The sequence below is a fragment of the Paenochrobactrum sp. BZR 201-1 genome (genome assembly GCF_044987585.2).
Taxonomy (GTDB): domain Bacteria; phylum Pseudomonadota; class Alphaproteobacteria; order Rhizobiales; family Rhizobiaceae; genus Paenochrobactrum; species Paenochrobactrum pullorum.
In genome coordinates this window covers 392,398-408,187 of the sequence record NZ_JBJDRZ020000005.1, presented here as the reverse complement: position 1 = coordinate 408,187, position 15,790 = coordinate 392,398, and the positions used below count along the sequence as shown (strand labels likewise).

Below are 15,790 nucleotides of genomic sequence, written 5' to 3'. Positions count from 1 at the left end.
ATAAATTAGGCAGGCTCGATGAGCTTTTCAGCAGCCTGCAAATCAACCGACACCAACTGGCTGACACCCTGCTCGGCCATGGTAACACCATAAAGCCGGTTCATCCGCGCCATGGTGATCGGATTATGGGTAATGACCACAAAACGCGTTTGCGTGGAGGCCGCCATTTCATCCATCAAATTGCAATAGCGCTCGACATTATGATCATCGAGCGGTGCGTCTACTTCGTCCAGCACACAAATCGGTGCGGGATTGGTCAAAAATACCGCAAAAATCAGTGCCATTGCGGTCAATGCCTGCTCGCCACCCGACAGAAGCGTCATGGTTTGCGGCTTTTTACCCGGAGGGCGCGCCAAAATTTCCAGACCTGCTTCCAACGGATCATCCGATTCAATCAGTTGTAATTCCGCTGTACCGCCGCCAAACAAATGCGTAAACAATCGCTGGAACTGCGCGTTGACCACAGAAAAAGCTGCAAGCAAACGCTCACGCCCTTCGCGATTCAGGTTCTGAATGCCAAGGCGCAATTTCTTGATCGCCTCGATAATATCATCGCGCTCACTGACAATGTCATTGAGCCGCGTCGATAATTCATCCTGCTCTTCATCAGCACGCAAATTAACCGCACCCAGCCGCTCACGCTCAATTTTCAAACGCTCCAGCTGGCGTTCAAGCTGTTCGGCTTCCGGCAGCAGATCATCCGCAGCTAATCCCGTCTGGCGGATAGCTTCATGCGGCGGACATTGCAAAGCTTCAGCAATACGCTGCTCGGTTTCTTTGCGGCGCTCTTCAGCAGCAGCCAAGCGTTCTTCCGCACGCGCGCGCACTTCACGCGCACTGGATAATTCCTGAATGGCTAAAATAGCCGCTTTATCCAGCACAGATTGCGCGGCTTCCGCCACTTCCAGATTATCTGATGTTTCTTTGACTTGCGCCTCGGCAATGCTCATTTCAGATAAAAGATTTTGTAAATTGCGATCCAGCTCGTCCGGCGCTTCGGCTAAAATCTCCAGCTCTTCCTGCACTTCAACTTGGCGATCCTGAAGCGAGGCCAGTTGTTCATTGGCGTTTTCGATGCGCGATTTCCAGTTTTTGCGTTCAAGCGCAATCATTGCCAAGCGGTTTTCACGTAGTACCGCCTCATGGCGTAAACCATCATAGGCTGCGCGCGCTTCAGCCAGCGCATTACGATCTTGCTGTGCGGCATGATTGGCAGCATTGAGCCGCGCCTCGATCTCATCAATAGCAGGCAGTTTTTCAAGCCAATCCAAACCATCGGCGAGATGGATTTGTGCTTCTTCCAGATTTTCCTGCAAGCGCTCTTTTGCATCCTGCAATGCTGATGCCCGACTTGTCAGCTGTGCAGTTGTCCGTTCCGCCGCACTTAATGCTTCTCGCACTTCCTGAATTTGTTTTTGCATGTTTCGTAAGCGATCACGGCTGATACGCTCCGCCTCCACTGCTTCGCGCAAGGCACTTTCATCAGCGCTAACGCGTGCCGCTTGTGCATCCACATCGCGCTTAACGCTAATGGCTTTCATCTGTAATTCAACCAAACGATTTTGCTGTGCCAGACGTTGCGCCACCATTGTCGGTGCATCTGCTTTGACAATATAGCCATCCCAGCGCCAAAGTTGGCCTTGCTGATCAACCAACGACTGACCTACTGCCAATTGCGCCTGCAACTGCCTTGCATCTTGGGTTTCAACAATCCCGATCTGGCTTAAACGGCGTGCCAATTGTTGAGGCGCATCCACAAAATCTGCAAGCGGCTTAACGCCTGCCGGCAATTTCGGATCAGTTACTTGCCCGTTCACCAGCGTCCAATAAGACGGCGCATCCTCATCAAATGCTGCGGTTAATGCATCCCCAAGTGCAGCCCCCAGCGCCACTTCATAGCCGGAGCGCACTTTCAAATGCTCTAAAACAGCAGTGAAATCCCCTGTCAGCGCTGCTGCCAAAATGCTTTGCAAGGTTTGCGCTTCGGTTTCAATCCGGTTTAAACGCCCACGAATTTTGTCCAGTTCTTCACGGCTGGCTGCGCCCGCATCACGCAGTTCTTCAACACGCGCTTCAGCTTCAAAGACAGTTTCCTCGCAAAATTCGACTTCTTCTTCGGCGGTCTTTAGCGCAATTTGCTTTTCAGCGACCGATGGCAATTGCCGCAATTCAGCATCAACCGCACCAATCTCGCTCTGCATATTTTCCAATTGCTTAAAAAAGCGATCACGCCGCTCCCGCAAATCCTGCAAAGCACGCTGCATTTGTGTGCGTTCGGCCATCACATTGGCGCGCTCTGTCGTGACACTTGCTAAAAGCTTTTCACTCTCACGCAGCTTTTCTTCAGCCACATCAAACAGTGATTGCAGTTCTTTATCGCGTTCAGAAGAGCGGACATTTATATCATGCAATTGCTGCTCTTCTTGCTCAAGCTGCATGAGAATATCGGCGTTTTCTCGCAATAATTGCTCTTCACGTTTGAGATCGCTAGCTAGCTGCTCCAAACGCTTCATCAAATCGGAGCGGCGCTGGCGGATACGCTCGGCTTCCTGATCCATCTGACCGCGCGCAAGGCTCAAACGTTGCATGGCAGCAGCCGCTCGCCCCGATTGCTCACGCAATTCCGGCAATTTATAAGCGCCAATGCCCTGCTCTTTCGCAGCATTCATCTGGGCTTGCGCTTTATCTCCTACAGAAATAGTGGCATCAGCCAATGTAGACTGCGCTTCCGCCTCTTGTGCCTTGGCTGCGGACCAGCGCAAATGCAAAAGTGTCGCTTCAAGCTTACGAATATTAGCCGATAGGTTTTTAAAGCGATTTGCCTGTCGCGCCTGACGTTTCAGGCTTTCAATCTGCGAAGCCAGCTCACCAACAACATCTTCAAGCCGCTCCAAATTGCCTTCAGCCGCCCGTAATCGCAGTTCCGCTTCATGACGACGGCTATAAAGGCCGGAGATTCCGGCCGCCTCTTCCAGAAGCGCGCGACGCGCCTGCGGTTTTGCTTGAATAAGTTCACCGATACGTCCCTGCCCGACCATGGAAGGCGAGCGGGCACCGGTTGATTGATCGGCAAATAACAATTGCACATCTTTGGCGCGCGCATCTTTGCCATTGATACGATACACCGAGCCTGCCTCACGCTCGATACGACGTGAAACCTGCAGCTCATCCGCATCATTATAATGGGGCGGTGCAGTGCGGTCACTATTATCCAGAAATAATGTAACTTCGGCAGAGTTTCTGGCAGGCCGTGATCCGGATCCTGAAAAAATCACATCATCCATGCCAGAAGCACGCATGTTTTTATAAGAGTTTTCTCCCATTACCCAGCGCAATGCTTCCACTAAATTAGATTTTCCGCAACCATTGGGACCAACGACACCAGTCAAACCGGTTTCAATGATGAACTCCATCGGTTCGACAAAAGATTTAAATCCAAGCAGGCGGAGTTTGGAAAAGCGCATCGGGTCACTCTTTTCCAAGTCGTGTTATTAAAGCACAAAAAGCGGACACCTGATGGTGCCCGCAATTTTGCAAACCAAATAGATTGGTCGAATAAGGTTTAAAGCAACTTATCAATGATGGCTGACATGTCATCGACAGAAAGCGAACCGGCATATTTTTGGCCATTGATAAAGAAGGTCGGGGTGGCATTAACGCCGTAAGATGAACCACGTTCACGAACACCGTTAATATCATCCAGAAGTTCCTGATTGGTCAGGCAAGCCTGGAAGCTTTCCTGGGTAAAGCCTGCAAGCTTGGCAATCTGCAACAATGCAGCTTCACCATCCTGTGCCATCGCCCACTGTTGGAGCTGCTGGAAAAACACATTTACCATCGGGAAATAACGCTCTTCCGGTGCGCAACGTGCCAGCATGAAAGCAGCTGTTGCACGCGGGTCAAAAGGAAATTCGCGGAAAATCAGGCGTGCTTTACCGGTATCAATATATTTTTCTTTGATTTTCGGGAATGTATTGAGGGTGAAATCAGCGCAATGCGGGCATGTCAAAGATGCATATTCAACGATCGTGACCGGTGCATCTTCCTTGCCGTAAATCATTTCTTTCAACTTGCCCGGTTCGGCAACTTTAGCTGCATCCACGGAGCCTTCAGCCGCGCGCGACTGGGCAAAAGCAACATTGCCGGAAAGAGCCAGTCCTGTGGCAGCAGCACCTGCAAGAGACATAACATGCCTGCGATTAAGCGTAAGGCTCATGCGAATCATCCAATTCTGTTCAAAACATTGTTATAAAACGTTACTTTAAAACGGATCATTGATCAGAACCAGACCCGTTTTGCCGCCTGTTTTCTAATAACAGTCTATAGCAACATTGTGGCGGTTGTTGTCAGCCGGATAATTTCACCGACTTGTCGGGAACATATATTCTTTGCCTTCAACACTCAGCGATTTTTCTTCAACTTGCTGGCAGCAATATTGCGCCCCAAACGCTCCAATGCAAGACGCAAACCATCATCCTCAATGACACTGGTCTGGCCTTCAATTTTGCGTGCCTGACCAGGTGGAATATCAACAGGCTTGCGCAGCCGACGTTCTTGTTTGCGCTCAAGCGGTTTTTGTTCAATCTTGATCCGTCCGATCGCGGCAAAGCCTAAAAATCCGTTGACACGATTGATGACTTCACCGGTTTCGTGCTGCATGCGCATGGCCGCAAAGCCCTCGCATGCCACAACCAATGTAGCAGGCTGAAACGGATCATTTTCATGTGCACGCCTTGGCCACATTATCCGTAACGGACGCGAGGATTGACCAAGACCGGCACCGACAATATCTTCCCATGATTGGATCAGCGATAGATTGATACCGGCACGTTTGCGCAAAACCGGATCCAAAAGATTGGTTGCTGTATCCGCTAGTGGCCGAAATCCGCGTCCCTCTTTCATCCCGTTCATGATCAATATGTCCGTTCGATTTTACTGCGGCTTATAAATAACCCGCTTCACGCGTGCAGCATTTAAAACACCAATAAACAGCATAATAGCAGCAATGCATGTTTCATGCAGCAAAGGTGCATGCAACATTCCGTAAGCGATCAGCACCACTGCAAAATAACATAATACCCGTTTGGTTGCATAATCAGGTGCGGTCCTCCAAAGCTGGAGAAAAACCGAGATAAAGGCAGCGCTCAATAATAACAGGCCGACAAGACCATTATGGAGCATTTCATCGAGCACGATATTATGAACATGCCAGAACCCCTTCAGCAATTGTTTGTCGGCGCCGGCATGTGCCTGTACCAGCTTCATTTTATCCATGGTACCGACACCTGTCAGCGGATGCTCTTGAATGACCGCGACAGCTCCACGCCACATGGCCATGCGAATATCCGCGCTATGCTTGTCTTTCCATTGTGTGGCATCACCGGTTTCGTAATAGTTGAGCATCGTTGTAAAACGCTTCTCAACTATTTTTCCCGTAGGCCCCACCACAAACATGGCGCCGAGCAACACCATCAAACCTAGATAAACTGCACTTTGTTTTTGCCAGCTGAACTTTCGCAGATAAACGACGATTTCAACCATCAACAATAATGGCATCACCACTAAGACAGCGCGGGTTTCGGAAACCATGACGGCCAAAAAACCCAGCGCCAGCCATTGCGGACCATTACGTAAAAAATGCGGTGCGTTTTGAACCGGCAAAGTCGCAGAAATAGCGGCAGCAGCGGCAACAAATGCAAAAACCGCCTGATTGCCGCCAATACCAACACGACCGCCATTATAAAGCGAAACAAACATCGCTGTCAGCGCCGCTAAAATAATACCAACCCGTGAACCCAGCGCATAAAAGCGCACCGGATCACGAACCAGCACCATACCGGCTCCGGCAAAAGAAAAAAGTACCAATAGTAACGTATAACCGATCTGACGGTTGCTGAAGCTCAACTGACCGCGCCAGACAATCAACCCAAAAACCCAAAGGAAATAAAGAATGATGAAAAATAAAAACAAACCAACAAACGGTTTGGTTGATTTATGCCTGAATGCCGTCAGATAAATGCCAATACAACTGAACAAAAAAACAACAACAGGCCCGACACCGATACGTACCGGCATCGACGCGCCGCCAAAAGCTAAAACCCACTGATCAAAATTGCGGCGCTTGATAAAATTCCTGTGTAAAAATGTCATTTATCACCAATGAATAAAGTCGACTTACGCAGAGCATAAATCATACGTCTGATATAGTCGGTTGTCCTGAATTTCAGTGCACCAAGACGCTTCCATGCCGGAAAACGAACACGTTTATAGCTTGCACCACCCTCCAGAATAGTGGAGCCCAATTCATTTGCGAGTTGAATAACCGCATCTTTAACGATGTAAACCCGATAGCCTCCTGACCAGCCACGCTCAAGCGCCACATCATAGGGCAATTCCATCTTAGATATTGTATTGAGAAGCTTTTTAGCGCCATCACGCGTCACCATATAACCGCCCGCGCAGCCCAATGGTCCATGCATGCAGCACCCGACATCCACGCCGCCAATAGTGACATATTTACTTTGAAAAAATTTCACTCTGTTATTGATCAATTTGATAACATCCCAACCCTGAATGTCTTGTAATTCTTCAATAACCTCATTGAAATCATTGGCAAAAAGCACATCATCTTCGATAATGACCGCACAATTGTCATCACCGTCGGCAATAATCTGCAATGCCTTCAGGTGGCTGAAATAACAACCGATCTCACCGGGCAACGGTGTTTTTCCGTGCAAACGGCGAAATGAAGCTTCATCAAAATTTGTAAGCTGCACTTTGTCCAGATGGCGTCCGTCCACCGCCTCGACACGTCGCAAATGTAAATCAAGATCATTCGCACGCTTTTGCAACGCTTCCCAGCGCGCGCGTGACCGCTCCAAATTGATGACATAGACCGGTATCGGCATAAATTAAATAACCATTTTCCACTACACTTTACTCATGCCTGCGCATGCAACATATGAATGTCAATCTTAAAGCGGTAAAATTCATGTGCATTGGATAGAATTGCGGCAATTCGCGTGATGCAGCCTCCTTTTGCTTATCGTAACAGTTAACACATGAAAATAGCTCAATCATTACTTCGTTGGTATGACAGACACCACAGGGTTTTGCCGTGGCGTATTACACCTGAGCAATCCGCGAAAGGGGTTAAAGCCGATCCCTATAAAGTTTGGATGTCGGAAGTGATGCTGCAACAGACCACTGTTGAAGCGGTCAAAGCCTATTTTCTTAAGTTTACACAAAATTGGCCAACCATCGAAGATTTAGCCGCCGCTGATGATGACGACATCATGCGCGCATGGGCGGGTCTTGGCTATTATTCCCGCGCCCGCAATTTGAAAAAATGCGCCGAACTTGTGGTTTCCCAGCATGACGGGCGCTTTCCGATAAATGCAGCTGAGCTTAAAAAACTGCCGGGCATCGGCGATTACACTTCAGCCGCAATTGCCGCCATTGCCTTCAACCAACCAGAAGCAGTCGTTGATGGTAATGTCGAGCGTGTCGTCACCAGACTTTATGCGCTAACCACTGCTCTGCCACAAGCTAAAGCCCAGATCCGTGAACTGACTGCTGCCATCACACCCGAGGACAGACCGGGAGATTTTGCTCAGGCGATGATGGATTTAGGCGCGACCATATGCACGCCCAAACGTCCAGCTTGTGCCCTCTGCCCGTTGAACAATGATTGCCTTGCTTTGAAAAGCCACGATCCGGAACATTTTCCGGTCAAGGCGCCCAAAAAAGAGCGCCCGGTCCGGCTGGGTGCAGCATTTGTGGCTGAGGCTAACGACGGCTCTATTTTGTTGCGCAAAAGAACTGAAAAAGGCCTGCTGCAAAATATGGCCGAAGTACCGGGATCAGTTTGGAACTCACGCATTGACGGCAGCACAGATTTATCTGCCGCGCCTTTTCCTGCTGATTGGCGCAATGCGGGTATGATTACCCATATTTTCACCCATTTTGAATTGCACCTCACTGTCTACCACACCACTGGTGCAGACAAGCGGCAGGTCAATGACGGCTGGTGGTCAGCGGCAGATGCATTAAATGGTGAAGCCTTGCCAACGGTGATGAAAAAGGCGATTGCTGAAGCAATACCCAATAGTTTTAAGATCAGGAGGCCCACTAAATGACTATTGCGATCAAACATATCGTTTTCGATATCGGCAGCGTACTTATTCATTATGACCCAAGTTTAGGTTTTACCGAACTGATCCCAGATCAAAATGAACGGGACTGGTTTTTAAAAAATATCTGCACGAATGAGTGGAACATCGAACAGGATCGGGGACGCAGTTGGGAGGATGCAGAAAATCTTCTTATTGAACAATTTCCCGATCGTGTAGCCCATATCAAAGGTTTCCGACAAAACTGGCATAAAATGGTGCCATATGCCTATGAAGATACTGTCACCATTTTTCGTAAGCTCATAGCTGACGGGCATGACGTGACCATGCTCACCAATTTTGCTTCCGACACTTTCCGCGAAGCGCAAGAACGCTTTAGCTTCTTGAAAGAACCGCGCGGTATCACCGTTTCAGGTGATGTGTTTTTGATGAAACCGGAGCGCGAGATTTACGATCTCCATGTTGAAAGCTTTGATCTCAATCCAGTGGCAACACTGTTCATTGATGATAATCCGTCAAATATTGCTGCCGCCCAAGAGGCTGGCTGGCAGGCAGTACTGTTTACTGACCCGACAACATTGCGCAGCGATCTCGCTTCCTATCATTTGACTGTTTAAAATAAAAAAACGCCTGAAATCGATACAGGCGTTTTTTCATTTTCATGTAGTTGCTACAATTGAGACTTATACTCCCGCGGCAGCCATTTGCCGACGAATTTCAGTGCGCAAATCATCAATCGACTTCAAAACACCATTTTCTTCATAATGCCAGAATGTCCAACCATTGCAGGCATCAAAGCCTTGGACTTTAGCCCCCATACGGTGAATGGAACCAGCGTCTCCGCCGGTTGCCAAAGTACCATCAGCGCGCACGATTGCTGCATAGCGACGACGTGCATCGCACAAGACAGTACCCGGACGCAGAAGACCTGCTTCAATCACGCTGGTGAAAGCCACACGTGGCTCAGCGCGCTTGCCAGTCATCACTTTCAATTCAGCTTTGCCCAGCGGCTCGACAGCTGCAATACGTGCAGTCGCTGCTTCAATGTAATCCTGCTCGCGCTCAATACCGACAAAGTGGCGACCAAGACGTTTAGCAACTGCACCGGTTGTGCCTGAACCAAAGAACGGATCCAAAATAACATCACCCGGTTTGCTGGAGGCCATCAAAATACGCGCAAGCAGAGCTTCCGGTTTTTGTGTCGGGTGAACTTTATCGCCGTTCTCGTCTTTCAGACGTTCATGGCCGGTGCAGATAGGGAACAACCAGTCGGAGCGCATCTGCACATCATCATTGGCAGCTTTCATCGCTTCGTAGTTGAAAGTATAACCTTTGCTTTTCTCGTCGCGTGACGCCCAGATCAGCGTTTCATGTGCGTTCTGGAAACGACGGCCACGGAAGTTAGGCATCGGGTTCGTTTTGCGCCAGATCACATCATTGAGCATCCAATAGCCCAGATCCTGCAATTTGGTGCCAACGCGGAAAATATTATGATAAGAACCAATAACCCAGATGGTACCATTTGGCTTCAGCACACGGCGGCAGGCCAAAAGCCATGCTTGCGTGAAGGCATCATAGGCCTGAAAGCTTTCAAACTGGTCCCAATGATCATCAACAGCAGACACCATTGACTGATCCGGACGGTGCAAATCACCACCCAATTGCAGATTGTAGGGAGGATCTGCAAAAATAACATCAACTGAATGATCCGGCAGACGCTCAAGAGCCGCCACACAATCACCCTTGAGGATGGTATCAAGCCAGGCGGCGCGAGGTGCCTCAACCGGCAATTCATTCACAAGACGGACTAAAGACATGGGATACTCGATAACTTGAGGACGCGTTACTAAACTTGCCCTTATGGTTACCGAACAGGGTAAACATCAAGTTAACGACAACCCATTGAAATTGTAAACTTTTTATTAAGCGAGATCCAAAACCCGAGGAATGCGCCTTTCTTGGTGGCAAGCCACTGGGATATATTTTAAAAAAACCTTCAAAAACTATTCAAACATGAATCCATATTTATTTTGGAGGCGCGTTGATTAAAGTTTAGCACTGAAAATTAGCACTTATTTAAGCCAAATCGCCTCAATAATTAACATATGATTTGCAGATGAATATGATCCGGCCATGCTTGAAGACATATGGCTATCACAAGTGAGCAGAGACTGATGATTGATTGGGTAAAGCTGCGCCATACACCTTATGTGCGCTTGCTGTTCGTACCATTCAGGTGGCGTGCACTGGTGCGAAGCAGCGAGCTGGGTCTCGTGATCGCTGCAGCTCTTGTCGGTCTGATTGCTGCATTTGTTGTTGCAGCCATCAGTCAAATCTCGCAATGGCTCCATCAGGCTGTGTTTGAAATTGGCCCCGATGATCATTTAAGTGCTGCTGCCAGTGATTTACCTTGGTCTGCGCTCATTGCGCCCATAGCAGGCGGCGTCATGATGGGCGGCATCATTTGGGTGCTCGCCAGATGGCATAAAAAACCCATCGTTGACCCCATCGAAGCCAATGCCCTTCATGGCGGACATCTGTCCCTTACCGACAGTTTTATTCTGGTTGGGCAAAATCTTGTTTCAAATGGCTTTGGTGCCTCAGTAGGTCTGGAAGCTGCTTTCACCCAGCTAGCCAGCGGCTTTGCCTCCCGTATTGGCCGCGCATTGCAATTGCGCCGCTCGGATATGCGTACCCTTGTTGGCTGCGGTGCTGCAGCTGCGATTGCCAGCGCGTTTAATGCGCCGCTCACCGGTGCTTTTTATGCGTTTGAGTTGATCATCGGCGCCTATTCGATTGCCACTTTGGCACCTGTCATGGTTGCCGCGATTATCGGCACAATGGTGACCCGCTCTTTGGGCAGCGCGACGATGGATATCAATATCGGCACTTTGGAAGCTGTCACCACCGGCGACTTTGTGCCGGCACTCATGCTTGGGCTGATGTGTGCAGGGCTTGGCATTGTCGTGATGCGTATGGTGACTTATGTCGAAAAAACCACCCGTAAAAGCTTCATTCCAGCCATTTTAACGCCGATGGTCGGTGGTGCGCTAGTTGGTGTGATTGCACTTTTCTCACCACAGGTTTTGGGTTCCGGTCACGGTGCGTTGCATTTTGATTTAGGCTCGGAGCTTTCATTTTTCGCCATCATCTTTCTCATTATCACCAAATCCGTCGCCTCGGCCGTTTCCATCGGTTCGGGCTTTCGTGGTGGTTTGTTTTTCGCGTCTCTTTTTTTGGGCGCATTGGTTGGCAAACTCTTTGCTATTATCTTTGGCATTATTCTGCCGACAACGCTGACACCTGTTGTCTATGCCGTGATCGGCATGAGTTCCTTTGCGGTCGCCATCATCGGCGGCCCTTTGACCATGACCTTTCTGGCACTGGAACTCACCGGTGACTTCCCGATCATGATGCTGGTGCTTGGTGCAGTGCTCGCATCCTCAATGTTAGTGCGCAAAACCTTCGGTTACTCCTTCGCGACATGGCGTTTTCATTTGCGCGGTGAGAGCATTCGCAGTGCCCATGATATTGGCTGGATACGCAATCTGACCGTCAATAAAATGATGCGTCATGATGTGCGTACCGTGAATATCGATACGAATTTGCAAAAGTTCTATGAAGAATTTCCGCTGGGCTCCACACAACGCGTCATCGCCGTTGATGAAAATGGTCGTTATGCCGGTATGATCTCACTGCCAGAAGTTTATTCCAGCAGTTTTGCTGACAAAGACAATGAAGGCGATTTGCGTGATTTGCTGCGCTTTAAACAGGCATATTTATTACCGGAAATGAACGCCAAAGAAGCCGTTTCGCGCTTTGACCGCAGTGAAAGCGAAGCCTTAGCCGTCATCAACAATACACAAGAGCGCAAAGTGATCGGCCTTTTAAGTGAAAGTCACACCTTGCGCCGCTATAGCGAAGAGCTTGACCGCAAACGCCGCGAACTGGCTGGCGAAGTTTGATAGATATCGTAGCTGTTTTAAGCATAATAACCAAAAAAGGCTGGCAGTCTGTAACTGCCTGCCCTATATCTCATTATGCCTCATTTCCAGCTGCGACCGTTCAGGTTCGGCACAACATCTCTGATGGAACATTTTTCTATGTCTGCACCCAAATTGATTATTTTCGATTGCGATGGCGTTCTGGTTGATTCAGAAATTATTGCAGCCCAAGTGCAAGCCGAACTTCTCACCGATGCCGGTTATGAAGTCTCCGCAGAGGAAATGGCAGAACGCTTTGCCGGTTTGACATGGAAAAATACATTGCTGGAAGTTGAGCGCCAGTCCGGTTTGCCTTTTTCGGCAAGTCTGCTTGATAAAGTCAATGTCGAGCTGGATGATCGTTTGAGAAATGAAGTGCAGATCATTGACGATATTGAAGACGTGATCAGCGCGCTGCAATATCCGTTCTGCATCGGCTCAAATTCGAGCATGGAACGCCTGAAAATTACCCTCAACCGTACCGGCCTTTATGACCGTTTTGCACCACATATTTTCTCGGCACCCGAAGTCGGCACCAAGAAAAGCAAACCAGCGCCGGATGTTTTCCTTTATGCGGCCCAACAGTTCACCGTTGCACCGAAAGATGTCATCGTTGTTGAAGATTCAACCCACGGCGTACAGGCAGCGCGTAGCGCCGGCATGCGCGTTATCGGCTTTACCGGTGGTGCACACAGCTATCCGGGTCATGCAGACCAGCTGACTGAAGAAGGTGCTGAGACTGTTATCAACCGTCACAAAGATTTGCTGGCGACAGTCGAGGCTTTGTCGATCTGGAGCGATGCATAAACCTTAATACTTGCATTAGATTGCATGTTATCAAAAAGCCGGAGCGGGATTTGAATCAACGCTCCGGCTTTTTTTTAATGTCACACACCCATTGAGTGCTAAAAAACTTTGATCAGGCGACGCTGCGTCCGGCTGTCTTTTGCGGCTGGCTCAATAAAACAACCGCTTCTTCCGCCTCTTCTTCGCTCAAGCCTATGAGAATACGATCACCGATCATTGCCGGAATCCCCTCCTCATCATCAAAGATGGACCACAAACCCGTAGGTTCCAAAACTGCTTCATATCGTTTGTGCATGGCGATCATATAAACCTATACTGGTTAACGAATATTTCATAAATGCTGCCAATGGTTCATCAAACCTTAATCACTTCAATAAAGATTTATTTATGGCACCAGTGAAATACAGCGTAGAAATGCCGATGGATATTTTGCAGCCTCAACCATAGTTTTTTGCTCAGCTATAGATCACGAGAATATTATTTGGAGTAAAAGAGTTAAAGAACAAGAACTAAAAAGCTTGTTTTTTCTTTTTCTTGCTTTTTATACCCATTAATCGATAAACGTCGTTAATATTTTGTGGCTTACCAAAGAACCAGCCTTGCGCTGTTATAGGTAAAGGCTGCGCCTTGAAATAAGCCACCTGAACCTCTGTCTCCACCCCCTCCACAACAATGCCGAGCTTATATTTCTTGGCGATAGAAATAATTTGCGGCACAATCGATACAGTCAGCGCATCAGTACCAATAGTTTGTGTAAAAGCCTTGTCGATTTTAAGTGCATCCACCTGAATTTCACCCAACAAGGCCAGACTGGAATAGCCTGTACCGAAATCGTCCAAATAAACCTTGTGCCCAAGACCCCGCAACCGTTCGATGCCTTTAAAAGTATGGCAATCCACTGCAGAGCGTTCTGTCAGTTCGATGCCAATCTGATGTGGGTGGATGCCCTTATTTTGAAAACGTGCCAGAGTTTCATAAAAACTATCATGCAGTAAATCACAGGCAGCGATATTGATATTTACCCGTAATTCCTGATGTTCTTGTAAAATTTGCGCCATATCCGCTTTGACACGGGTCAGCACATAACAGGTAATATCGGTAATAAATCCGCCTTTTTCTGCCAAATCGATCAAAACATCAGCCGGCACATAATCATCAGGGCGAATTTCCCAACGGATCAAAGCTTCAAAAGCAATAATTTTACCGGTTTTGACATTCACGATCGGCTGGTAATAAACATCAAGCTCATAACGGGCAATTGCATGCTGCAATTGTGTTGTTAAAGTTTGCTCTTTATGAAAATACCGCAAAATTAAAAGAGCTGCCAAACCACCGGTCAGCAGGCCGAGGACCGTAAAGACAGCATCAATCAGGCGGTGTTTTTTTTGCAATAACAGATTATCCACGGCAGTAACGACGCAGATATAGCTCACTTGTGAACATAATTTGGAGAAATATTTGTTATTTTCATGCCACGTTTTCGAATGAATAATATTATCAGGTGTGTCGATATTATTATCTTCCGGATGATGAAAAAGCCGGACAATCGTATTAAGTGTAGGCGCACCGGCATAGACCGAATAACTATAATCGGGACGGTCAAAGCTGGATAAAAGACCGGGGTTAAAAACCAGATTGGTATTATCCACACTTAGGATGACAGCCCGATTAAAAGAAGAAAATAGCGGTGTATCCCCAAAAATCACCGAGTCGTCATGGCGTAAAATGCCACGCGCATAAACGTTTAACTGCGGAGTATCTTTGCCCAACAGGACGGAACATTCCAGCCTTTCATTTTTCATACGGCCAAGGTCAGTAATATAACCACTGGAATAAATGATATTTCTGATAAAGCGCAAATCATTCGAGGAGCAAAACTCATGGGGTGAGCGATTAGCCTCATGAATTTTTTCTTTTGCCTGAACCAGAATTTTATCAGTTTGTTCCAAAAGAGCTTGTGTAAAGCCCGTCATTTCCGATTGATTTAAATAATCACTGACATAGTTTTCCAATAGTTTTTCTGAAATGACAAAAAGTACAAAAACTGTCAAAGCAATGACAGGAATTACATCTAACCACCCCAAGAATTTCTTTCGGCTTGAAACCAATTGCTATTCTTTCAATAATGAAAAAAGCACTACTTTTTAAAAAGCCATACAATAATATTAAAATATAAATTCAAAGCAATTGGCCGGATAAAGTTTTATCCGGCCAATTATATTATTATTTGGTATTATAAGGGCCTTCATCGAAACCGACAAAGACCTGAACATTTTGTTTGTCAGGCATCGGGAATGTAACCTGATTGTCATTCAAAACAAATTGCGATGCTGTCTTGGCGTTCAAAGACACCGGCTGTTGGTGCAATTTTGAATAAACGACTTTATCACCCTGCACAACAGCCACACGGATCGGCATTGTTGTATTGCCGGAATTAAACTTTGCCCCCGGAACAATACGCCCTGCAGCCGCAATTTCCATCGTCATGGTACCGCTGCCATATTTACAGGCGCGTGTCGTATCGGTGATGGTTGCCTGATACATCAGATGATCAGAGGTTTTCTCACCACCTTTTGCATATTTAGAAAAATAAGCTGTCCCTTCACGCAGAGAAACAGCCGGGCAATAAGCCCGCAATTCTTCTGAGGTAATACGGTTATCTTCAGCCGCGGCCGTATTTTGAGCGGCATCTTTGGTGCCGGTCGTGTTACAGCCGGCAACACCCAGCAACAATGTTGTGACAATCGCTGCACGCGTAAAGGATAATTTCTGCATCAAGCGGTCTTCCCTGCACTAATCAACCTGTTCTATACCAATGTTCTGTAGAATTTGTATATCGAACATTCTGAAAGGTTGTTTTCGTGTTTT

At 47.8% G+C, this 15,790-nt stretch carries 13 protein-coding genes; 4 read left to right on the top strand and 9 right to left on the bottom strand.

Translation table 11 applies throughout. The features are described from left to right. Positions 1-5 precede the first annotated feature (5 nt). The 5 genes from smc to ACI0FR_RS04590 form a co-directional block, all read right to left on the bottom strand. Positions 6-3,464 carry a chromosome segregation protein SMC gene (gene smc, locus ACI0FR_RS04610; protein WP_404906417.1) on the bottom strand — a complete coding sequence of 1,153 codons (3,459 nt, stop codon included), beginning with the start codon at positions 3,462-3,464 and terminating at the stop codon, positions 6-8. 98 nt (positions 3,465-3,562) lie between these two features. Then, complete coding sequence (locus ACI0FR_RS04605) at positions 3,563-4,216, bottom strand: DsbA family protein (RefSeq protein ID WP_374829880.1); 654 nt, start codon at positions 4,214-4,216, stop codon at positions 3,563-3,565. Positions 4,217-4,401: 185 nt separating this feature from the next. After that, a complete protein-coding gene (locus tag ACI0FR_RS04600) occupies positions 4,402-4,911 on the bottom strand; it encodes a DUF721 domain-containing protein (RefSeq protein ID WP_374829878.1) in 510 nt (169 codons plus the stop codon). 21 nt (positions 4,912-4,932) lie between these two features. After that, a complete protein-coding gene (locus tag ACI0FR_RS04595; protein ID WP_404906418.1) occupies positions 4,933-6,150 on the bottom strand; it encodes an O-antigen ligase family protein in 1,218 nt (405 codons plus the stop codon). Further along, entirely contained in the window at positions 6,147-6,908 is a 762-nt protein-coding gene (locus ACI0FR_RS04590) for a glycosyltransferase family 25 protein (protein ID WP_404906420.1), read from the bottom strand. Before ACI0FR_RS04590 ends, ACI0FR_RS04595 begins: the two co-directional genes overlap by 4 nt. Positions 6,909-7,061: 153 nt before the next feature. Here ACI0FR_RS04590 and mutY point away from each other — a divergent pair, with 153 nt between their 5' ends. Next, on the top strand, positions 7,062-8,138 hold the full coding sequence (gene mutY / locus ACI0FR_RS04585; RefSeq protein ID WP_404906421.1) for an A/G-specific adenine glycosylase: 1,077 nt from the start codon (positions 7,062-7,064) through the stop codon (positions 8,136-8,138). Next, positions 8,135-8,749: an HAD family hydrolase gene (locus ACI0FR_RS04580; protein WP_374829870.1), complete on the top strand. Its 615-nt coding sequence runs from the start codon at positions 8,135-8,137 to the stop codon at positions 8,747-8,749. The genes mutY and ACI0FR_RS04580 overlap by 4 nt, the downstream gene beginning before the upstream one ends. Before the next feature lie 66 nt (positions 8,750-8,815). Here the strand turns inward: ACI0FR_RS04580 and ACI0FR_RS04575 are convergent, their stop codons facing one another. Then, entirely contained in the window at positions 8,816-9,949 is a 1,134-nt protein-coding gene (locus ACI0FR_RS04575) for a site-specific DNA-methyltransferase (RefSeq protein ID WP_404906423.1), read from the bottom strand. A 360-nt stretch (positions 9,950-10,309) separates the two neighbouring features. Here ACI0FR_RS04575 and ACI0FR_RS04570 point away from each other — a divergent pair, with 360 nt between their 5' ends. Continuing rightward, complete coding sequence (locus ACI0FR_RS04570) at positions 10,310-12,097, top strand: chloride channel protein (RefSeq protein WP_374830507.1); 1,788 nt, start codon at positions 10,310-10,312, stop codon at positions 12,095-12,097. A gap of 138 nt (positions 12,098-12,235) precedes the next feature. After that, entirely contained in the window at positions 12,236-12,922 is a 687-nt protein-coding gene (locus ACI0FR_RS04565; RefSeq protein WP_374829866.1) for an HAD family hydrolase, read from the top strand. Between the two features lie 112 nt (positions 12,923-13,034). On the opposite strand, the gene ACI0FR_RS04560 is transcribed toward ACI0FR_RS04565, so the two are convergent. The 3 genes from ACI0FR_RS04560 to ACI0FR_RS04550 all read right to left on the bottom strand — a co-directional run bounded on the left by ACI0FR_RS04560 (position 13,035) and on the right by ACI0FR_RS04550 (position 15,697). Next, the gene (locus ACI0FR_RS04560; RefSeq protein WP_404906424.1) at positions 13,035-13,217 is read right to left on the bottom strand and encodes a hypothetical protein; all 183 of its coding nucleotides are present in this window, start codon (positions 13,215-13,217) and stop codon (positions 13,035-13,037) included. Between the two features lie 214 nt (positions 13,218-13,431). Next, positions 13,432-15,006, bottom strand: coding sequence for an EAL domain-containing protein (locus ACI0FR_RS04555; RefSeq protein WP_404906425.1), 1,575 nt, complete (start codon positions 15,004-15,006; stop codon positions 13,432-13,434). Between the two features lie 139 nt (positions 15,007-15,145). Next, positions 15,146-15,697, bottom strand: a complete 552-nt coding sequence (locus ACI0FR_RS04550; protein ID WP_374829860.1) for a hypothetical protein — start codon at positions 15,695-15,697, stop codon at positions 15,146-15,148. Positions 15,698-15,790 lie beyond the last annotated feature (93 nt).